The sequence below is a fragment of the Paenibacillus tundrae genome (genome assembly GCF_030812775.1).
Lineage (GTDB): Bacteria > Bacillota > Bacilli > Paenibacillales > Paenibacillaceae > Paenibacillus > Paenibacillus tundrae_A.
The window spans coordinates 420,987-440,665 of sequence record NZ_JAUSTI010000001.1 but is presented as its reverse complement, the minus strand read 5'-3'; the positions used below and the strand labels follow the sequence as shown (position 1 = coordinate 440,665).

The following is a 19,679-nucleotide window of genomic DNA, read 5'->3' as shown; positions in this document are numbered from 1 at the left end:
GCGTCTACAGACAAGGTATGAGGACAAACACAAGAATATGACATTGGGTAAAGCTCACATCAGATCCGGTACCAAAAAAGCTCTCCCGTCAAAACCGCCGGTGAGAGCTTGAAGATATGCTATGTTATTCTTCATCTTTGGGTTTCTGGTCATTTTTTGCTTTGCAACGATAACAAATCCCATGGAAATCCAATCGGTGGTCTACCACCGAAAAGTTAAATTCTCGCTCCAGTCGCTCTTCAAGCGGCCCAAGCCAGTCTTCGCGTATTTCATCCATACTGCCACATTGAACACAGATTAAGTGATGATGATGATGCTTGGACGTATCTCCGCGCAAATCATAACGGGCTACGCCGTCGCCGAAGTTGATTTTCTCTACAACATGCAGCTCACTTAGTAGTTCGAGGGTACGGTACACGGTTGCCAGACCGATTTCGGGAGCCTTTTCTTTAACGAGCATGAATACATCTTCTGCGCTCAGATGATCTTCTTCATTCTCAAGAAGTACTCTTACGGTGGCTTCCCGCTGGGGCGTTAATTTGTATCCTTGGGACTGTAGTTGCTGCTTAATTTTATCGATCCGTGCTTCCATTTTCTCCCTCCCCCTAGGAAATCACTGCACACTGCAACTTAACCCACTTCTTTCATTATAGGGGGAGTGTATAATTAAAGTCAACAATTTACACTTTACTGCCTGAACCTACGCAGGTAGTAACATTGGCGTGACCCAACGCATCATCGCGGGTGTGACCCAAGTTTCAAAAGAAGCTACCCCGAGCAGCAGTGCTGCCATAGCCAAAGTTAACAATACATACGATGCAAAAGGTCTTTGACCACCGGGAGTACGTTGCATCAGAACCCGATTCCGAATGATATATAAGGAAAATGTTATCGCAGATACACTGCATATTAATAGCACGGGAATGACGAATAAATTGTGCGGAGCAACGGAAACGAGTGCAAACAGCAGCCCTTTCCATGAATATTGTCCAACAAGATATCCGACAGTAAATCCGATCAGCACACCTTTTAGAAAATCCAGTACGAGTATGCCTGGTAGTCCTATCACGGACAAACCAAGGATCCAGATCAGACCGACCCATTTCAGATGCAGTATAGCAATTTCCCAGTAGGTGCCGGTCTCTACAACCTGTCCCCCATGCTGCACTGTCATGAAAAAGTTTCCTAGGTATCCTTCCAAATCCTGACGCTGCTCTAGGGACAACGCATTAACCATCAACGCCCCAAAGATAACACCTACCAGGAATAGAACCGCCACAAATACATATAACGAGGTTTGACCTTTGAATATAAAGGTGGAAGATCGCACAGATACAAGTCTCCTTTCCGGTTGTCACACTGCTGAATTTCGAATGAAACCCACACAGTCATTCTATGAACCGGAAAGAGAACGTATGACATCTTGTCCAGAATAGGTGTTATATACAATTGAAGGCTGATTCATTTTTTACTGTGAAATTTTTTAGCTTCATTAGTGATCTACACGGTCGTTCCCAGCAACTTTACCATAAGTTCCACCCCCACCAGATGACAGAGCTAACTGACCATTCCTTGCTGCAACGATCATAGACGCCATTACAGGGCCAACAACAGTGGCAAGTTCGTCTTCGGTCGTACGATGTAGCACATTCATCTCTGTGCCAAATCGTTCAAGTAATTGACGTAGCTTCGCTTTTCCAAGACCCGGAATAAACTCTAACGGCACCTGATAATGATAAGCAGGTCTACTGTCAGGTACCTCGGGATTATCTCGATCAGCTATCGCAAGAATTCGGTCAAGTACGCCCTGAACAAGCTTAGTACTTCCACAATGTGGACAACGTTCTGCCGATAATGCCTGTTCGTCCAAGATACGACCACATGCTGAACAATACGTTCGATGATACTTGCCAAGCCTAGGATTCAAACCATAGTTAGCTGTTATGCCTCTGCCACACTCGTTTTGCAATGCCATCTGAAATTCATCAAAAGAAGGCGTCGCTAGTGTTAACTCATTGTATTCTCTACCAATCTTACCCAGTGAATGGGCATCTGAATTCGTCAGAAAAGGAACGTGATCCAGCTCCCGAATATAACTTGCCATCGTAGAGTCTGAGCTTAATCCGAGTTCAACAGCATCAATAAGACTTGTATCAAGCACATCAGCCATCCGTGGTGCTGTACTTCCATAGATACCTTTATGTGGGGTAAATGCATGCGCAGGCACAATAAGTCCTCCACGAGCCTTAATTTCCGTCTGTATTTCAAGTGTTGGCACATATACACGCTGTGAACTCAGATTCACATTTTTCATATATCGCTGCATAAATTCAGTAAAAGACTTCATTGACGCTAAATCTCGGAAGTAAGCAAGCAGATGAAATTCCCGCATGCCTGGCTCGCGCAGTTCAATCTCTGTACCGAGCAAAATAGTGGTGTCCTGGTAAGCGATCCCTCCACCTTCCAGCTCAGACATCGTGCCGTCCTCCAGTAACTGCTCAATATCCATCTGTACAACAGGAGAATGACAGTCAATAACGCCAAGTAACTGGATACCTTTGCGATCTGATGCCTCACGAGCAATGTTCTCAAACGTTAGATCCCGACTTCCACTAATCTTTACAGCTTCACCACGGGAGGTTCGGCCAATATGAATGTGCAGGTCTGCATAACATGGTTCCCATGGATTGTGTTCGTCGTGCTGAGACTTCGTCATCTTACAGCCGTCCCGTTGTTCTATAGAGATCCCATGCGTAAACAGCTAACATCGTTTTGGCATCACTGATCCGATTTTGATCCATTAATGCGTAGGCCTCTTCCAGCGTGATTTCACTCACTTCTAGAAACTCATCCTCATCCAGAGCCATATCCCCGGCTTCCAACTCTTCAGCAATATACAAATGTATGATCTCATCTGCGAATCCAGGCGATGTGTAGAAAGAACGCACAAGACGAAGTGACTTAGCCACATATCCTGTCTCTTCACGTAATTCACGCGCCGCTGCCACTTCTGGCTCTTCCCCTGGATCAAGCTTACCTGCTGGAATCTCCACTTCGGTTCGTCCCATAGCTTGCCGGTATTGATCTACGACCAACATCCGGTCACCATTCAATGCAAGCACAGCTACAGCTCCTGGATGGCGAACGATCTCTCGGGTTGCAGTCTGTCCATTGGGCAGCTTCACCGTATCCACCTGAAGTGTAATCACTTTCCCTTCAAAAATGGGCTGTGTTGATACTGTTTCTTCGTCTAATTTAGGATTGGCTGGATGTGTTTGTTGTTTAGAATGCGTAGGATTCATGGTTGTCAACTCCGCTTCTTTGATTTTAATTTTGTCCTCTGTAGTTCACATAACAATATGGATGTATAAATCTTCGATTTTGGGCATATGGTGAGCGTATAGAGCAAGCTAGCCTATTATGATCAATCAGGGGGATACCAATGAACAGTTATCTGACGCCGCAATCCGTGCATTTGGTGGGACAAGCAAAACAAGTACAACTTATCCTTAGACAGTGGTTGCGTGAATGGGGTCCAGATGCCAAGCTAACTGACCTTCTCGCTGGCCGCAAATAAGTTTTAGTCCATGTTCATGAAATATAACATGATTTTGCAAAAAGTCCGAATCCGGTACACAAACCGTTTTCGGACTTTTCACTACAACTACAACTTCAATTTCAACTTATCCTCTAGGCTCTCCTACTTCGTACTCGTCGATGCCGTTTCCTGAATAATAGCAACAACAATTTCGGACAATTTCGCGATGTCCTGCGCACGAATGCGTTCTTTCGTCGTATGAATATCCTCATATCCTACGGCGAGGTTCGCAGTAGGAATATTGAAACCATTGAAGATGTTGGCATCACTACCGCCACCTGAAGGGAACGTACTCGTCTCAAGGCCTACACTGCGAATGGCACGCTGTGCAAGCTGAACGACCTCATGCTCATCATGGAATCCAAAGGCAGGATATAGAATCTCACTGCGGAATTCAGCTGTTGCTCCGTATTTGCGACATGTTGTCTCCAGCGCTTCACGCATCTGGGAAACTTGCAATTCTACTTTTTCTTGAACAATACTACGCGCTTCTGCTTCAATCTGAACAAAATCACATACGACATTCAAGGCAGAACCGCCTTGGAATTTCCCGATATTCGCGGTTGTCTCATCATCAATACGTCCAAGCTTCATTGCAGCAATCGCTTTGGCAGCTACCTGAATTGCACTGATACCGTCTTCCGGATTCACACCAGCGTGTGCAGACTTACCGTAAATGTTCATTTGAATCTCGGCTCTCGCAGGTGCAGCAACACAGATCGTACCGACTGCTCCATTAGAATCGAGTGCATATCCGAACTCAGCTTGGATATCATCAGGATTCATGGCACGTGCTCCAACCAGTCCTGACTCTTCGCCAACTGTGATAACAAACTGAATCTTGCCATGCGGCACGTTGTTCTCCTGAATCGCGCGAATAGCTTCAAACAGTGCCGCAATGCCGGCCTTATCGTCTGCACCGAGAATCGTTGTTCCATCACTGCGAATCCAGCCGTCTTCACCCAGTTCAGGCTTAATGCCTTGCCCAGGTGTGACAGTATCCATATGGCAAGTGAAAAACATTGGGGTTACCCCTTGCGCGCCTTCTGCTTCCCATGTAACAACAAGATTACCGGCACCATGCCCCGTTTTCTCCATTGTATTGTCCTCATATACGCTGAGACCAAGAGCCGCGAACTGTTCTTTTAACACCTTAGAGATATTATGTTCGTTCTTCGTCTCACTATCAATCTGTACAAGTTCCATAAAATGATCTACGACACGCTTTTGATTAATCATAGGACTTTCCTCCCTTACGTGGATACGGTACAATAACATTACTGTGGTTTTTTATTTCTTGGTTGAAAGGAGTTCGCTCATCATGCAAAGAAAAAAATGGTTTCGCATCATTGTCTACATCATGCTAATCGCCATGGTTGGCTCCACCCTATTCATTGCTCTCGAACCATTATTATTTGGTTAAAACATGAAGTCTTGAACTGTCTCCATTACAGACGGTGAAGGGCTTCTTTTTCTGAGATCCAATTCATCTCATAGGAGAACAGCCTGCTGAAATAGGGAACAATATCTTGTGCAACCCGTTGTATCTCGTAGGTTTGTCCTGTCACATCCTCTAGTGAGGTCACCCCGTATTGCTCAATGCCGCAAGGGACAATACCTTGAAATCCTTCATGCTGAATCCCTGACGTAACATTAAAAGCAAATCCATGGCTTGTTACAAAACCTCTCCTCGTCTTACAACGATTGAACTTTACACCGATCGCGGCGATCTTCATATCCCCAATCCAGACTCCTGTGTACCCTTCTTTGCGTCCTGCATCAACGCCTTGATCTGATAAATAATCAATGATGACCTGTTCTAATCTGCGCAGATAGGCATGTAAATCGAGATCTTCATCTCGTCCGAGCACAAGCAAAGGATAACCCACAAGCTGACCAGGGCCATGATAAGTAATATCACCGCCGCGGTCAATTTGAAACACGGAGATTCCTTGCTCTCGTAATTGCTCCTCACTTAAAAGTAGATGCTCAGGATGATTTTGAGAACCAATCGTATACGTAGGTGGATGCTGAAGCAAAAGTAGTTGTTCCACTCCTACGCCTTCATCAAGTTGCTGCACAATCGCTTTTTGCCGGTTCCAAGCCTCTTCATAATCAAGCATTGGTATGTATGCCACATCCATAGGCTTGTTCATGATCTCCCACACCCTTTTCCTTCAATGTGCAATTTATTCATGAGCGCCCAACCATATACAGCGGGAAAAGTGCACGGCCTACGGCCATACACTTCTCCATAACCCTTCATTTCACATCTAACATCGATGTTTCTATTCGGAATATTTAGTTACAGCATAATCAACAAAAACTTAATAAACTTTGGTCTCCATGTTATAACCTTCAAGATTCTCTTTGACCCGTTGCAAGAATCGCCCACTGATTACACCATCCAGAATACGATGATCTAGGGACAGACAGAGATTCGCCATGGAGCGAACTGCGATCATATCGTTAATAACGACTGGTTTCTTCACAATGGATTCAAACGTCAGAATAGCCGCTTGTGGATAATTGATGATCGGTTGAGATAGGATTGAACCAAACGATCCGGTATTGTTCACCGTGAACGTTCCACCTTGCATATGATCAAGCTTCAACGTTCCTTCTCGAGTTTTCCGTGCCAAGTCATCAATCTCACGAGCCAGACCTGCGATATTACGCTGATCTGCATGTTTAATTACAGGCGTCAAGACGGAATCTTCTGTACCCACAGCCATAGATAGGTTAATGTCGCGTTTCACAATAATTTTATCGACGGCCCAAACAGAGTTCATAATCGGGTAGTCCTTAATTGCATTTACGACACCCTTCATCATGAATGATAAGTACGTCAGATTGATGCCTTCTTTGCGCTTGAACTCATCCTTGAGTTTGTTACGCAGCATAACCAGATTAGTAACGTCTACCTCAATCATGGTCCAAGCATGAGGGATTTCCGATACACTTTGCCGCATATTACGAGCGATTGCATTTCGTACAGGGGTAACATCAATAAAGTATTCTGATCTTCCCTGTCCGCCGCCTTCCACTTCAATTTGTGGAATTTTCGGACTCTCGGTCAGATGAATGCCCGAATGTCTGACTGGAATGCCAGCATCAGCAGCTGGAACAGCTGCACCTGAAGCAGCACTAGAGACTTGTGCATCATTCCGATTCATTCCACTAAACGGTGACGGTGAAGCAGCTGATACCCCAGCGGAAGCATTCTGCCCAGTCGATGGTGTAGCCTGCGTAGATGCTCCTTGTCCGCCTTGTGCAATGACTGCCAGTACGTCTTTACGTGTAATACGTCCACCCGCGCCTGTACCTTGGATGCTCTGTAAATTCAAACCGTGCTCCGCTGCCAGTGTTTGTACTGCTGGCGAGTAGCGGTTACGCATCGGCTGATTCGGATCATGTGCAATTGCACCGCCAGCATTTGTACTCGCTGATTGAACCGAAGCTTGCCGTTCACGAACTGGCTCTTGATGTAGATCCTGCGAAGCCTGCGTCTCTTGTGTTGCCACGCCTTGTTCAGAAGCTTCAACTTGCATACGGCAAATGACTTCACCAACAGCAATAGTTGCACCTTCTTCTACGAGTAGATCACCCATGATTCCATCAACAGTCGATGGAATCTCAGCATTAACTTTATCCGTAATGACTTCACAGATCGGTTCGTACTGCTCCACTTGATCGCCCGGTTTTTTCAACCATTTTGCTATGGTAGCCGAGACCAGCGATTCCGCCAGTTGTGGCATAATGACCTCGATCCATTTCATACTCATTGGTTATATCACTCCAAACTTTACATTTAACCTCATATGGAAATTGTAGCATAACATGTACTTTGGAAGCAGTCATACTTCAGAACAATTTCATACAACGTTCTTGAAAAACAAATCTATGCGTTCATGTTCAGAGAGATTGTTATTCAGTACCTTCAAACAACCTCTCTAGACCATTAATACTCGGCGAGTGTGCGCATAGCTTCCTTCGCTTTATCCTTGCTCAGCATATAAAACTTCTCCAAGGTTGGGCTAATCGGCATAGCTGGCACATCTGGACCGCATAAGCGCTGAATCGGCGCGTCCAGGTCAAACAAGCACTCTTCGCTAATTATGGCAGCAACTTCGGCACCAACGCCGCCCGTTTTGTTATCTTCGTGCACAATCAGTACTTTGCCCGTCAACCTTGCGGATGCAATAATGGCTTCACGATCAAGCGGTTGTAATGTACGTAAGTCAAGAACGTGTGCTGTAATACCTTCTTCACGTTCCAGTTCTTCCGCAGCCTGCATAACGAAGTGCAACGGTTGACTGTATCCGATCACGGTAATATCCGCACCTTCGCGAAGTACATTGGCTTTGCCAAGAGGAACAATGTAGTCATCCTCAGGCACATCTTCCTTAATCAGCTTGTAACATTTTTTGTTCTCAAAAAAGAGTACAGGGTCTGGATCACGAACAGCCGCCTTAAGCAATCCTTTGGCATCATATGCCGAGTAAGGAGCTACAATTTTTAACCCTGGTGTACCAAAAAAAATCGATTCTGGACATTGGGAGTGATAAAGACCGCCAAAAATACCGCCGCCGATCGGTGCACGGATGACAATAGGACAACTCCAGTCATTGTTAGAGCGATAGCGGATTTTGGCTGCTTCGCTTATGATCTGGTTCGTTGCTGGCAGCATGAAATCCGAATACTGCATCTCAGCAATTGGCTTCATGCCATACATTGCCGCACCAATAGCCACACCAGCAATGGCCGATTCAGACAACGGTGTGTCCATGACTCGCATGTCGCCAAACTGTTCTTGTAGCCCTTTGGTCGTTGTGAACACGCCGCCTTTGACTCCTACGTCCTCCCCGAGCACAAATACATTCTCGTCTCGTTCCATCTCTTCCTTCATCGCCAGACGGATTGCATCAATATATTCCATAACCGCCATGTTTACCGTCCCCCTTCTTCGCTGTCCGCATAAACGTGCGTCAGAGTGTCCTCAGGTTTTGGATATGGCGCGTTGTCTGCATATTCAGTCGCTTCTTTCATTTCCAGCGCGAGCTGGGAAGCCAGATCCGCATCCCGGGCTTCATCCCAGATGCCGCAATCGATCAAATAGTTTTTCATGCGTGGCACGCCGTCTTTTTTCCAGTTCTCATCAACTTCTTCCTTCGTTCGGTAAGCCAAATCGTTATCAGAAGTAGAATGCGGTGACAAACGGTACATCATCGCTTCAATAAGGGTAGGTCCTTCGCCAGCGATTGCACGACGACGTGCTTCCTTAACAGCAGCATATACTTCTAATGCATCGTTACCATCCACACGAATACCCGGGAAGCCATAACCTAACGCACGATCTGAAACTTTACCACTAAGCTGCTTGTGAATCGGTACTGAAATGGCGTATTGGTTATTCTCACACATGATGATTACAGGCAACTTATGCACACCTGCAAAGTTAGCACCTTCATGGAAGTCTCCCTGGTTACTCGATCCTTCACCAAAGGTAACAAAAGAAACAAATTCCTGCTTCTTCATTTTGGCTGCAAGTGCGAAGCCTACGGCATGAGGAACCTGCGTTGTCACTGGGCTGGAGCCTGTAACAATCCGTAGCTTCTTGTGGCCAAAGTGTCCTGGCATTTGTCGGCCGCCACTGTTCGGATCCTCTGCTTTGGCAAAGGCAGACAACATTAACTCACGCGGAGTCATGCCAACTGCCAGTACGAATCCGTAATCACGGTAATAAGGTAAATAATAATCGTTATTCCGATCCAAGCCAAAAGCAGCACCTACTTGTGCAGCTTCCTGACCTACACCAGATACGTGAAAGTTAATTTTGCCGGCTCGCTGAAGCAACAAGCAACGCTCGTCGAACTTTCGTGCAAGCAGCATATATTTGTACATGTCTAATACTTCTCCATCGCTAAGTCCAAGCTGTTGATGCCGGTGAACCGCGTCTGCAGTACCTTGTGAACTCATATGAGGTACCTCCTTTTAATCAGAGCCTATGCCAGTCTTACAACCCGATCTTATAACCTGGTACTAAGACTTGGCTTAACCTTATTATAATCCCTTTTGCCCAAAAAAGGAAAGGACCTTTCTCATAACTCATCTAAGTTACATGCCAATGGCTTTTCCATCTACAGCGAGCATTGCTTCACCCATAATCTCCGACAACGTCGGGTGAGGGTGGATCGTCTGTCCAACTTCCCATGGTGTAGCATCAAGCATTTGTGCCAAAGAAGCCTCCGCAATAAGTTCCGTCACATGGGTTCCAATCATATGTACACCCAATAGATCATTCGTTTTGACGTCAGCAATCACCTTCACGAAACCATCCCGGCTACCTTGTACGAGTGATTTACCAATGGCTTGGAATGGAAACTTACCTGTTTTCACTTCATATCCACGCTCTTTCGCCTCAGTCTCCGTAAATCCGATGCTTGCCGCCTCAGGACGTGTATAGACACAGCGTGGTATCCGGTGAGCTTCTACTGCATGAACCTGCTCGCCCGCGATATGATTCACAGCGAGAATGCCTTCATGACTTGCGGCATGTGCCAGTTGCAATCCACCGATACAATCACCAATCGCATAGATATGTCCTTCACCAGTTTGCAGATGCTTGTTCACCGCAATGAATCCTCGCTCCAACTTGATATCCGTGTTCTCCAGTCCAATATTTTCAACATTCGCCTGTCTTCCCACAGATACGAGCATTTTCTCTGCTGTTAATGTCTCTTGCTTGTTATTTCCCAGCTCAACATCGATCTGAACCCCGTCCTTCTGTGCACTATACGTTTCTGTCAGAATCTTGCTGCCTGTGAGGAAACGAACACCACGTTTGCCGAGCAATCGTTGCATTTCCTTCGCCACGTCTTCATCCTCTGCTGGAAGTACATGTTCAGCCGCTTCCACCACCGTGATTTCAACACCAAAGTCATTCAGCATTGAAGCCCATTCTAGTCCGATGACACCGCCACCTATAATAATGAGGGAAGCAGGAAGCTCATCCATCCGCAATGCCTCGTCACTACTCATAATGTACTGACCATCCGGCTCTAGACCAGGCAATACACGTGGACGGGAACCTGTAGCAATAATAAGGTTGGTCGGTACAACAGTGTCCATTTCACCATCTTCAAACTCGACAGCAACCGCTCCACTTTGCGGGGAGAAGATGGATGGTCCGATTACGCGCCCATTGGCATGTACAACTTGAATTTTATTTTTTTTCATTAAATACTGAACACCTTGATGTAATTGCTCAACGATTGCATCTTTACGTGCCTGCACTTTCGGGAATACAAGCGTTGACCCGGTTGTTTCTATGCCATAAGTTTCGCTCTCTTGAATTTCAGCGTATACTTCAGCACTTCGGAGTAATGCCTTGCTAGGAATACAGCCACGATGCAGGCAAGTTCCTCCAAGCTTGTCCTTTTCAATAATCACGACTTGCTTACCAAGCTGAGCCGCTCGAATGGCAGCAACATATCCCCCGGTTCCTCCTCCAAGAATGGCAATATCACATGTAATAGGCATCTTATCTGTTCTCCTCTATGGTTATAGTAATTTCAATCAAGTTGTATGAGTAATAGATACAATTTTGATAAATCATTCTGATGTTGTAGCTATAATCCGTTATACTCCATTGTACTCTCCTTCACCTAGCAACTCAAAGTTTACCCTTAACGCCATGGACAGCTCAACGAAACCAAGCTATGATGGAATTAGACATCACCTGTAAGCGCAACCTTTATTTAACGTCGATATAAGGCAGAAAGGGTTATGATGATGAATACAAGGCTTGTCTTTGCGCGTTTCTTGGCTATTATGGTTCTGGTTATACCCGGATTGATGGCGATGAAGGGTTTTCTAATGATGAAGGATGCGCTTTTTCTCTTTTACGCCGAACACGGTAATGAGCAGATCTCACCAGGATTCCAGTGGCTGTCCTTTGGCGGCGGACTTGTCCTATTTGCAGCAGGTATGAGCTTTCTCGGAGGCTGGATTCTGTTTCGTGACCGCAAGAGAAATTATGTAGGCCCTCGTTTTCGTTCCAAAAGCACACCTGAAGCGACTGAGACGCCCGGAGGGACTCCATAAGTCCGGGCTTTTTGTCTGTGTATTTACATCTAGCAAAATCGATTTTATAGTACGTTATGAAATGGATATAGTGACTTGCATTCATATTAGGCCACTGGGATCGCCAGGAGACCCTATTTCACATTTAATACAGATAGGATGAAATAAACGTGATTTCTTTTTTGCTTACACTCAAACGACTGCTGAAAGGAATTTTCCACGCTTTTAAAGACTCGCAGTTTATCGCTCTATTCACACTTACGTTGGCTACCTTACTTTCAGGCACTATATTTTACAGCCGTGTAGAGGGTTTACACTGGATAGATGCGCTCTACTTCTGCGCCGTAACTTTAACCACGGTAGGACATCCTGAGTTCGTGCCGTCCACAGGTTTCAGTAAAGCGTTCACCGTGATCTACATGTTTGCAGGTATTGGTCTTACCTTCGCCATGATTGCCAAAATTACAGCAGGTATTCTATTTCCTCGCAAAAAGAAGACAGAAGAGAACCCGGAGTAGTCTCCGGGTTATTCGTATAACGCATCCCTAAGTTTTGTCGACATGCGTGATTCTTTGGAAGAAGATTTAAGAATTGTACGACGCAAAGCTACATTACTCGTCTGCAGTTTCTCTACTTCTGACAATAAGTCAGCAATGAAGACCTGCGTTGTCTCATCCAATAACACTTGTTCCTTCAAGCGATCATATCTCGCCTGTAACTCAGTTAAAACTTCACTCAATTGTAACACCTCTCTCTTTCGTTGCTGGATGGTGACCTGCCGTCGCCAACCTCTTCACATTCCATATAGTAACACAAAGCTGCTAGGATTAGTTCTGGCTCTGAACAAAGATTTTGTGGTACTCTGTAATGGTCGCTTTTTTTGGTCAGCATTTTGCAAACTTCAATAATAGGATTATATTTTTGCAGAATGCTGTTCGTTAATTCCGCATGTGAGAGGAGTAGCAGCATCGTGCCAACAGGACGTATAACCGTTATTACAGGACCTATGTTTAGTGAAAAATCAGGGGAACTTATTCGCCGCTGCCAAAAGTTAAGCCAATTTGGACGTAAAAAGGTAGTTGCCTATAAACCCGCTGAAGATGACCGCTTTGCTCAAGACGAAATTGTTAGCCGGATTGGCTATCGACTGACCGCGCACTCCATTCCCCGTCAATTGACACACGAGCTGGTGGAGACGATTATAACTCAAACGAAAGATGCAGATGTCGTTGCATTTGATGAAGTTCAATTTTTCAGTAGTGCCATTATGGAGCTTGTCTCAGAACTTGCTTATTGCGGTAAACATGTCATTGTGGATGGACTTAATATGGATTACCGCGGCAAAGAGTTTGGATATATCGGCGGTCTACTTGCGATGGCTGACGACATCGAGAAGCTCTCTGCATTCTGCGCAGTATGTGGAAGCCCCGACGCTGCTTTTACACAGCGAATTGTAAACGGAGAGCCCGTAACCCTTGGCCCCGTAGTGATGATTGGAGATTCGGAAGCTTATGAGCCACGTTGCCGGAGCTGCTTCATTCCACCACATAAGGTGGAGTGTTAGTATCCATTGTATATAAATATTAGTTTCTTAACAGCGAGTTCTGCTACTCCTGAAACCTAATATATTCCTAAAGCCCTTAGGGGCTTTTTTTCTACTATCCACTTCATTATATTTTCTTAAGCAGTCCTGCTTCAACTCCACCAAATCACCCTCTACCGACCCGTCCAATGATCCTCCCAGTTTCACGTGTAGCAAAACAAAAAAAGCACCGCGCACTGGCGATGCTTCCACGGATGAATCTCGCTAATCGCGAGAGACAAAATATTTGTTGGTCATGTAGTAAGCGTCACCTCGGGACGTTTCCACCATTCCTTTTTTGGCATCCAGAAATACAATCTCTTTACACTTCGTGCAATACCACTTCGTACGCTTGTAAGGAGATTCTGTCACGTAAGCCGTGCCACATTTGCAATCAATCTTCATCAATAGTTCGGTTGATTTATAAGCACTGGACAAGCGTTCCAGGTTATCCTGTTGCTGTGTAGGCATAATCGTCTGTTGATAATCGGATAAATGATTCTGAACCTTAAAGTCTGCCACAAGACCAGCGTTTAATCCAAAGAACTCCTTGCCGATCTCAGTCACGAAGCGCTTCTCATTTCTGTAGCAATCCAGCCACTCAATAATTTGCTTGTTAGACAGTGGAACCGTACCCTTGATACCGCTGTTTAAGGTGTAGGTCATGATGTATAAAGTATCGTCTTGTCTACCTGAGTACATTAGAATCCTCCTTCGAATACATTTGCTAATGTACTACAAAAACGCGCATAAATCAAAGTAATGTTATTTCCTTAGCGCATCTTTTTGAATTAAATGGGAACCATTTCCTTGAGATAAGTAATCGTTTTACAAGAACTACATACATCTGTAACTATTTCCTGCAAATCCGTATAGTGAACAACGGTGTTAACTTTTAGCCTGCACAGCGAGCAGAAGTACCTCCTCTCTATATAAGTGGTTTTAATTCGATTACTTTAATCCGTTTTGAGACGATATGGATCTGCGTATATAGATATAACCACTTCATCTCTCTTACTCTTTGTTTTTTGTCTACTTCATGGAAAAGTCCTTGAAGCTGTGCAATTATGCTCTTATGTATACGTAACCAAGTTTTGCAGCGCTTTCTCATAAACTATTCGACGTTATTATTATTTTTCCTGTTTTTATTATCGGTATACATACAAAAAAACCGACAAAACATGTCTTTTCTCCTAACATCAGAATGAAAAGCTGCGTCGGTTATGTCAATTTATTTATAATAGGTTCCTAATACTTCAAGTGCTGGTGATCGCTCAATACGAAAAGGATAAATATATCCCATATTCAGTCGTTTGAACTTTCTTCCCCATAGATCAAGGCCAGATGTAAACTGATATGCCTGATAGATAAATTTGGAACAGTAATTGCGTTCAATGCTACGAAGATCGGTCTGTAAACGATACAATTTGACTTGTGGGTAGTGCTCTTGCACCCATTCGGCGGCTCTTAAACCTGCCATATTGATTCGAGAACGAAAAACAATAAAACGATCGCCCGCATAGAAACGCGTTAGATACCATTCCATCGAATCTGCAAATACGGGTCCATAGGGATGCACATGATAGATCTTACCGTCTAGTCCAATAATCCCCATGTGCCCAGCATAATATGTGGACTCTGAACTCGGTGTATATACGATGTCACCGGGCTCCAGCTTAATCTCACTTATATCCGCAATCGGCCGATCCTGCTGCAGTCGTCTTGCAGCGGTACGTTCGCGTCTCCGTTCCACCAACAATCGGTGCACTCCACCTGCTAACGCCAAATAAATAACGGAGCCTTTTATTTTCATTTTCTTTAATGAGTTAAGCCACTTTACGATGTGGGTGGATGCACGTCGGATCACGTTCTTCATTAATGTCTGCCTCCACAATGATTGAGTTGGTTTATCAAGCTGTTATGCTCTCTAAAGCTTATTATAGACAGTGGAGCATAACCGATCAATTAGACTGCATATATAGAATGTACAGATCAGGGAGATTCATACAATTCCCATGTAAAAAAGCATCTCTGGGTTTATCCAGAGCTGCTTCCTTTTTTTTGCAAAATTATATTCTCACAAAATTCAAGCTTTGATCCAATTCATTTACTCTTCTACAACGCCTAGAGCTTTGTTTTTCTCTTTAAATCTGCTGTTATGGGAAGATACATAAGCTACTTTATCAGCCTCTGGATCCATATACAGCTTCGCACTATTCACCGCAAGTGCTGCGTCCGTAAACGTACCTGCAATGAGATGCAGCTTACTGCCATAGTTTACAAAATCCCCTGCCGCAAACACTCCGGGAATATTCGTATGTAACTTCTCGGATACGCTCACATGCCATTCACCAAGATCTAAGCCCCAATCACGGATAGGACCAAAATCACTCTTCATCCCGTGGTTAACAATAATGGCATCCACATCAAGCAATTCACTTTCACCAGTTTCAATGTGAGTAATGGTTACTTGCTCAATAACTTCACCATTCGTGCTATGCAATGTTTCCACAGCATACGGGGTACGTACATCCACCGAAGATTCCTTCATACGCAGGACGTTACGCTCCAATCCACCAAACCGTTCACGACGATGCACGACGGTCACTTGTTCAGCCAGTGGTTCAAGCTCGTTTGCCCAATCTACAGCAGAATCTCCCCCACCAGAGATTAATACCTTTTTACCACGGAAAGGTTCCAACTCCTGTACGGTATAATGAAGGTTGGTCACCTCAAAACGATCAGCACCTTCAATCTCAAGCTTAGCCATCTTGTAGATACCATAACCAATGGCCATGATGACGGTTCTAGTCCAATGCTTTTCCCCTGTGGAGGAAGTCAAAATAATAGTTCCATCTGGCTGCCGCTCAAACCCTTCAATCTGTTGCTCGAACACCAGGGTTGGTTCAAACGTTCTAGCCTGTTGTTCCAACTGCTTAATCAGATCAGCACATAGTGTAGGTGTAACACCACCCACATCCCAGATCATCTTCTCAGGATAAAACAACATGCGTCCTCCAAGCTGATCCCGAGCCTCAATTAATTTAGTCTTCATATCACGCATACCGCTATAAAATGCAGAGTACATCCCGGCTGGGCCTCCGCCAATAATTGTTACATCATACAATTCCAATGGTTGGTCCATTACGTTACCTCCGTTATTTCGATCCATAATACGCGACCATTTGATACCGATTCTCATTATCATTCAATACCTAGTGTAATGGGAAACTTATCAAATTACAATGGATAATTAACAAACATTTTTTGTACAAAGATGATCTTTATCTCATCGTACTCTATTTACTTCACTTTTGGTGCATCCAGCAAGTGTTCAACAACGAAATCAAGTTGCTTATTGATGGAATATACATCTGAATAATAAAAGAAATCAAAATCAATTTCTATTAGTCGTCCTTCTTTGACTGCTGGGATACTACTCCAGATTGGATTATCTGACAAGTTATCCATGCCCTCATAGGTGGAGCGAAACAGGTAATCTCCTACGTATTCAGGGAGAACCTCCATGGATACGGTAGAGCCAGCAGCTTCCGAAACCACATCGATCTTCTGTTGAACAACCTCAGGCGCTTTCATCCCCAGGTACTCATAAACTGCTTGTGAGCCTCGGCCAAATTGCTTGCTTTCTACAATGACCATGCCTTTGAATCCACCTTCTACAATGGAAACTGTTTTATCGAGGATACCTGCATTCGCCAGTATTTTCTTACTTTCGTCAACTTTGCTATTCAGATCGGAAAGCAATTTCTCGGCTTCTTGTTCTTTGCCAAATATTGTGGCGATATTCACGAGTCTCTCTTCAGTTGTTAATTTCTCATAGGGAATATACACTGTAGGCGCGATATCTTTTAATAGATCATAAGTCTCCTCTGAAGGAACAATAATTAGATCAGGATCAAGATCGATGACTGCTTCTGGATTAGGTTCAAACCATGTACCCAACGAGTTAACACCTTCAAGCTTGTTTTTGTATGCAGCCCCATCATATACGTCTGATGTAGCAATCGGCTTAATCCCCAGTGCCACTACATCTCCCTGAAGATAGAGTACAACGACTCTTTTAGGATTAGCTGGTACAACAACATCACCTTTAACCGTAGACACAGTGCGGGTTCCACTATCCGTGTTCACCTGATTGCCCGGCTCTGATGTTGCAGCTACTGTTGTATTGGTATTATTGGAGCTCGCTCCCGTACTCTCACTTACCATTGGCGTGGCTGAACCCGCCCCACATGCGGCTAACAGCATGGTTAAGCTTAACAAGGCGACTAAAAACATACCTGATGTTGTTTTCTTTCTTCTCATCGGTGTAGACCCTCCGTCTATATATTGATAATGATTCTCATAACCAATATATCCTCGCTTCCATTTCCAGCCAATGGACGATTCGGAGACCGCTAATGGACGATCCTCTATAATCTCTTGCTGACGTACCCTTTGCTGATAGCGAATCGGGGAGATCCCAACATGTTTTTTGAACAATCTACTAAAATAATACACATCCGTATATCCCACTTCTACTGCAATTTCTCTAAGTGTCACATTAGATTCGATTAGCATTCTGCGAGCCTCAGCCAGTCTGATCTGAATTAAATAGTCAATCGGACTTGAACCCGTTTTCTGTTTAAACTGCATCGATAAATGACGAGAACTATAATTGAAGCGTTCAGCCAGATCATCCAATGTGACTTGTTCCCGGTAGTGGTCATGAAGATAACGGAGCGTATGCTGCACCGGATCTGATATCGTCACCGAGCTCTTTTCTGTGGATAACTGAAGCATTAATTCATGGATAAATTGATAAAACAAGCTTTTTACATAAAGCCTCTCCATATTACCCGGCTGAAACCATGCCTTCTCCAAATGATCCAAATGCCTCATTAGACTAAGCGGTGCATGGGGGATAAGTGCATATTGCTGAGCAAAGGGAGATGACCATCTCTGCTCCCAACGCCCCGTTTTTCGAAGATTGGGGAATGCTAGAAATGCTCGATAGAAGAGAAGCACATATTCAAATTCCTCTCTCACCTGAAGTTGAAGACGAGAACCTTTGGCTGCATGGAGCATATAAAATGAATTCACTTCATGCTCTTGTCCGTCTACTACAATCCATGCAGAGCCACGAGTAGCGTACATAAATCCGTTTGCCGGCAAATCATAGGGTTCCACCTCTTCTCCAGCCTTGAGTATCACCCTGCGAATATCGAGAATCTTCACGGCCGCTTGATTCCAGTGTTTTATTTGTTCATTCAAATGCATCTGTGACTCTCCCATCCACCTACGTCATTATCTCTATCTTTCATTGATAACCATTATCATTTAAAATGCATATAGATGCAATACCAGGTTATGTAACCTGATATATCTCAAATATGATATTCACTTCCTTCACATAACATCCGATATATGTAATTAAGTCTAGAAAATAACGAATAAGGAGAGAAGCACGATGAGTTCAATAACGCCTGCATCCAAATCCAATACCAGTTTCAATTCTAGCCACATGCAATCCAATCGGGATAAAGATATTCAAGCACTAATGCAACGGAAGACTAAATTAAACGAAGATCTACAGACAGTTAGAGCTAACGATGAGCTTGATGTCAAAACAAAAGCCGAACGGGTTAAATCCTTAACCAGCTCCATCGCCCAAGTAGACAGTCAGATTGCCCAGATTAAAGCAGAGGAGCTACAGGAAAAGAATAAGTCTAGACAACCTGAAAACACCAAGCAACAGCAAAACAATCAACCAACTGAAGAGAATCAGCTTCCTTCCATGGATCATCTAATCAAGCATAGTCAGACCTATGATCAGTTAGGAAAATTAGTGGGAATGCGTGAACGAATGAACAGCTCCATTCAAACGATTGAAGGTGAGACCAAATTCGATCGTCTAGTCTTGGAGATTAATGCGGAGAATGATACCGGAAAATCAGATATGCTCGCTAATGCGGAACGCACCGTTTTTCAGAAGAAACGTGAGACGGTGCAAGACATTCAGTCCCAGATTCATAAAGTTGATCAAAAGCTCGGGGAGTTAATTAAGGACATCCATGAACCATCAAGTCAGAAACCCACAACGGTACCTTCTACTTCTGCATCCGAAGAGCACACTATTGAAGACAAACATACGGGAGTAACTTCGAAATCAGCCAAAGATTCATCCCTTCCACAAGATCAAGCACCTAGCGCTCATACACCAAAGGATAGTGCAACCGTCCAATCCTACACGCCTATAGATGTCCGCATCTAAAAGGGTGACTAATAATTTACTAATATGTTAAATCATAATTCCTAAATTTTGCTACAGTAACGAACTACAAAAAAAAAGGCAGTCCAATTACATAATTTATGTATGGCACAAAATAACCGTTACCGATCGAGCTTCTAATC

General features: G+C 44.2%; 21 protein-coding genes. 6 read left to right on the top strand and 15 right to left on the bottom strand.

Annotation, left to right across the window (positions count from 1 at the left end):
- Window positions 1–124: 124 nt before the first annotated feature.
- The 4 genes from fur to J2T19_RS02165 form a co-directional block, all read right to left on the bottom strand.
- Window positions 125–592, bottom strand: a complete 468-nt coding sequence (gene fur, locus J2T19_RS02180; RefSeq protein ID WP_024630961.1) for a ferric iron uptake transcriptional regulator — start codon at window positions 590–592, stop codon at window positions 125–127.
- A 108-nt stretch (window positions 593–700) separates the two neighbouring features.
- The gene (spoIIM, locus tag J2T19_RS02175) at window positions 701–1,330 is read right to left on the bottom strand and encodes a stage II sporulation protein M (protein WP_056696594.1); all 630 of its coding nucleotides are present in this window, start codon (window positions 1,328–1,330) and stop codon (window positions 701–703) included.
- A 162-nt stretch (window positions 1,331–1,492) separates the two neighbouring features.
- Window positions 1,493–2,716, bottom strand: a complete 1,224-nt coding sequence (locus J2T19_RS02170; RefSeq protein WP_307212651.1) for an endonuclease Q family protein — start codon at window positions 2,714–2,716, stop codon at window positions 1,493–1,495.
- A 1-nt stretch (window position 2,717) separates the two neighbouring features.
- A complete protein-coding gene (locus J2T19_RS02165; RefSeq protein WP_307212649.1) occupies window positions 2,718–3,302 on the bottom strand; it encodes an NUDIX hydrolase in 585 nt (194 codons plus the stop codon).
- Window positions 3,303–3,442: 140 nt separating this feature from the next.
- On the opposite strand from J2T19_RS02165, the gene J2T19_RS02160 reads away from it, so the two are divergent.
- Window positions 3,443–3,577, top strand: a complete 135-nt coding sequence (locus J2T19_RS02160; protein ID WP_156395445.1) for a Z-ring formation inhibitor MciZ — start codon at window positions 3,443–3,445, stop codon at window positions 3,575–3,577.
- Between the two features lie 123 nt (window positions 3,578–3,700).
- On the opposite strand, the gene J2T19_RS02155 is transcribed toward J2T19_RS02160, so the two are convergent.
- On the bottom strand, window positions 3,701–4,837 hold the full coding sequence (locus J2T19_RS02155) for a M20/M25/M40 family metallo-hydrolase (RefSeq protein ID WP_307212646.1): 1,137 nt from the start codon (window positions 4,835–4,837) through the stop codon (window positions 3,701–3,703).
- 82 nt (window positions 4,838–4,919) lie between these two features.
- Here J2T19_RS02155 and prli42 point away from each other — a divergent pair, with 82 nt between their 5' ends.
- Window positions 4,920–5,021: a stressosome-associated protein Prli42 gene (gene prli42 / locus J2T19_RS02150; RefSeq protein ID WP_128102605.1), complete on the top strand. Its 102-nt coding sequence runs from the start codon at window positions 4,920–4,922 to the stop codon at window positions 5,019–5,021.
- 25 nt (window positions 5,022–5,046) lie between these two features.
- On the opposite strand, the gene lipB is transcribed toward prli42, so the two are convergent.
- From lipB to lpdA, 5 genes are all read right to left on the bottom strand, one after another.
- On the bottom strand, window positions 5,047–5,754 hold the full coding sequence (lipB, locus tag J2T19_RS02145; RefSeq protein ID WP_307212642.1) for a lipoyl(octanoyl) transferase LipB: 708 nt from the start codon (window positions 5,752–5,754) through the stop codon (window positions 5,047–5,049).
- 171 nt (window positions 5,755–5,925) lie between these two features.
- Window positions 5,926–7,383, bottom strand: coding sequence for a dihydrolipoamide acetyltransferase family protein (locus J2T19_RS02140; protein ID WP_307212640.1), 1,458 nt, complete (start codon window positions 7,381–7,383; stop codon window positions 5,926–5,928).
- A 176-nt stretch (window positions 7,384–7,559) separates the two neighbouring features.
- On the bottom strand, window positions 7,560–8,546 hold the full coding sequence (locus J2T19_RS02135; RefSeq protein WP_307212639.1) for an alpha-ketoacid dehydrogenase subunit beta: 987 nt from the start codon (window positions 8,544–8,546) through the stop codon (window positions 7,560–7,562).
- A 2-nt stretch (window positions 8,547–8,548) separates the two neighbouring features.
- Window positions 8,549–9,577, bottom strand: coding sequence for a thiamine pyrophosphate-dependent dehydrogenase E1 component subunit alpha (locus J2T19_RS02130; RefSeq protein WP_145045271.1), 1,029 nt, complete (start codon window positions 9,575–9,577; stop codon window positions 8,549–8,551).
- A 138-nt stretch (window positions 9,578–9,715) separates the two neighbouring features.
- Window positions 9,716–11,140 (bottom strand): dihydrolipoyl dehydrogenase, encoded by a 1,425-nt coding sequence (gene lpdA, locus J2T19_RS02125; RefSeq protein WP_307212636.1) that lies wholly within the window; start codon window positions 11,138–11,140, stop codon window positions 9,716–9,718.
- A gap of 246 nt (window positions 11,141–11,386) precedes the next feature.
- On the opposite strand from lpdA, the gene J2T19_RS02120 reads away from it, so the two are divergent.
- Together J2T19_RS02120 and J2T19_RS02115 are read left to right on the top strand one after the other, a co-directional pair.
- Window positions 11,387–11,704 (top strand): DUF2627 domain-containing protein, encoded by a 318-nt coding sequence (locus tag J2T19_RS02120; RefSeq protein ID WP_307212634.1) that lies wholly within the window; start codon window positions 11,387–11,389, stop codon window positions 11,702–11,704.
- 149 nt (window positions 11,705–11,853) lie between these two features.
- Window positions 11,854–12,201, top strand: coding sequence for a potassium channel family protein (locus tag J2T19_RS02115; protein WP_056696576.1), 348 nt, complete (start codon window positions 11,854–11,856; stop codon window positions 12,199–12,201).
- A gap of 8 nt (window positions 12,202–12,209) precedes the next feature.
- Here J2T19_RS02115 and J2T19_RS02110 read toward each other — a convergent pair whose 3' ends face one another.
- On the bottom strand, window positions 12,210–12,422 hold the full coding sequence (locus J2T19_RS02110) for a hypothetical protein (RefSeq protein WP_307212630.1): 213 nt from the start codon (window positions 12,420–12,422) through the stop codon (window positions 12,210–12,212).
- 231 nt (window positions 12,423–12,653) lie between these two features.
- On the opposite strand from J2T19_RS02110, the gene J2T19_RS02105 reads away from it, so the two are divergent.
- Entirely contained in the window at window positions 12,654–13,247 is a 594-nt protein-coding gene (locus J2T19_RS02105; RefSeq protein ID WP_307212627.1) for a thymidine kinase, read from the top strand.
- A gap of 243 nt (window positions 13,248–13,490) precedes the next feature.
- On the opposite strand, the gene J2T19_RS02100 is transcribed toward J2T19_RS02105, so the two are convergent.
- From J2T19_RS02100 to J2T19_RS02085, 4 genes are all read right to left on the bottom strand, one after another.
- Window positions 13,491–13,967, bottom strand: a complete 477-nt coding sequence (locus J2T19_RS02100) for a hypothetical protein (RefSeq protein ID WP_017687614.1) — start codon at window positions 13,965–13,967, stop codon at window positions 13,491–13,493.
- Window positions 13,968–14,496: 529 nt separating this feature from the next.
- Window positions 14,497–15,141: a hypothetical protein gene (locus J2T19_RS02095; RefSeq protein ID WP_307212623.1), complete on the bottom strand. Its 645-nt coding sequence runs from the start codon at window positions 15,139–15,141 to the stop codon at window positions 14,497–14,499.
- 231 nt (window positions 15,142–15,372) lie between these two features.
- Window positions 15,373–16,410 carry an NAD(P)/FAD-dependent oxidoreductase gene (locus J2T19_RS02090; protein WP_307212622.1) on the bottom strand — a complete coding sequence of 346 codons (1,038 nt, stop codon included), beginning with the start codon at window positions 16,408–16,410 and terminating at the stop codon, window positions 15,373–15,375.
- A 158-nt stretch (window positions 16,411–16,568) separates the two neighbouring features.
- Window positions 16,569–18,545, bottom strand: coding sequence for an AraC family transcriptional regulator (locus J2T19_RS02085; RefSeq protein ID WP_307212619.1), 1,977 nt, complete (start codon window positions 18,543–18,545; stop codon window positions 16,569–16,571).
- Between the two features lie 190 nt (window positions 18,546–18,735).
- Here J2T19_RS02085 and J2T19_RS02080 point away from each other — a divergent pair, with 190 nt between their 5' ends.
- Window positions 18,736–19,539, top strand: a complete 804-nt coding sequence (locus J2T19_RS02080; protein WP_307212616.1) for a hypothetical protein — start codon at window positions 18,736–18,738, stop codon at window positions 19,537–19,539.
- Window positions 19,540–19,679: the final 140 nt, after the last annotated feature.

Excerpts from the sequence above, each read along its gene's own strand:
- fur (WP_024630961.1), bottom strand. The coding sequence starts at position 592 with ATGGAAGCACGGATCGATAAAATTAAGCAGCAACTACAGTCCCAAGGA.
- J2T19_RS02170 (WP_307212651.1), bottom strand. The coding sequence starts at position 2,716 with ATGACGAAGTCTCAGCACGACGAACACAATCCATGGGAACCATGTTAT.
- J2T19_RS02165 (WP_307212649.1), bottom strand. The coding sequence starts at position 3,302 with ATGAATCCTACGCATTCTAAACAACAAACACATCCAGCCAATCCTAAA.
- J2T19_RS02160 (WP_156395445.1), top strand. The coding sequence starts at position 3,443 with ATGAACAGTTATCTGACGCCGCAATCCGTGCATTTGGTGGGACAAGCA.
- J2T19_RS02155 (WP_307212646.1), bottom strand. The coding sequence starts at position 4,837 with ATGATTAATCAAAAGCGTGTCGTAGATCATTTTATGGAACTTGTACAG.
- prli42 (WP_128102605.1), top strand. The coding sequence starts at position 4,920 with ATGCAAAGAAAAAAATGGTTTCGCATCATTGTCTACATCATGCTAATC.
- lipB (WP_307212642.1), bottom strand. The coding sequence starts at position 5,754 with ATGAACAAGCCTATGGATGTGGCATACATACCAATGCTTGATTATGAA.
- J2T19_RS02140 (WP_307212640.1), bottom strand. The coding sequence starts at position 7,383 with ATGAGTATGAAATGGATCGAGGTCATTATGCCACAACTGGCGGAATCG.
- J2T19_RS02135 (WP_307212639.1), bottom strand. The coding sequence starts at position 8,546 with ATGGCGGTTATGGAATATATTGATGCAATCCGTCTGGCGATGAAGGAA.
- J2T19_RS02130 (WP_145045271.1), bottom strand. The coding sequence starts at position 9,577 with ATGAGTTCACAAGGTACTGCAGACGCGGTTCACCGGCATCAACAGCTT.
- lpdA (WP_307212636.1), bottom strand. The coding sequence starts at position 11,140 with ATGCCTATTACATGTGATATTGCCATTCTTGGAGGAGGAACCGGGGGA.
- J2T19_RS02120 (WP_307212634.1), top strand. The coding sequence starts at position 11,387 with ATGATGATGAATACAAGGCTTGTCTTTGCGCGTTTCTTGGCTATTATG.
- J2T19_RS02100 (WP_017687614.1), bottom strand. The coding sequence starts at position 13,967 with ATGTACTCAGGTAGACAAGACGATACTTTATACATCATGACCTACACC.
- J2T19_RS02095 (WP_307212623.1), bottom strand. The coding sequence starts at position 15,141 with ATGAAGAACGTGATCCGACGTGCATCCACCCACATCGTAAAGTGGCTT.
- J2T19_RS02090 (WP_307212622.1), bottom strand. The coding sequence starts at position 16,410 with ATGGACCAACCATTGGAATTGTATGATGTAACAATTATTGGCGGAGGC.
- J2T19_RS02085 (WP_307212619.1), bottom strand. The coding sequence starts at position 18,545 with ATGCATTTGAATGAACAAATAAAACACTGGAATCAAGCGGCCGTGAAG.
- J2T19_RS02080 (WP_307212616.1), top strand. The coding sequence starts at position 18,736 with ATGAGTTCAATAACGCCTGCATCCAAATCCAATACCAGTTTCAATTCT.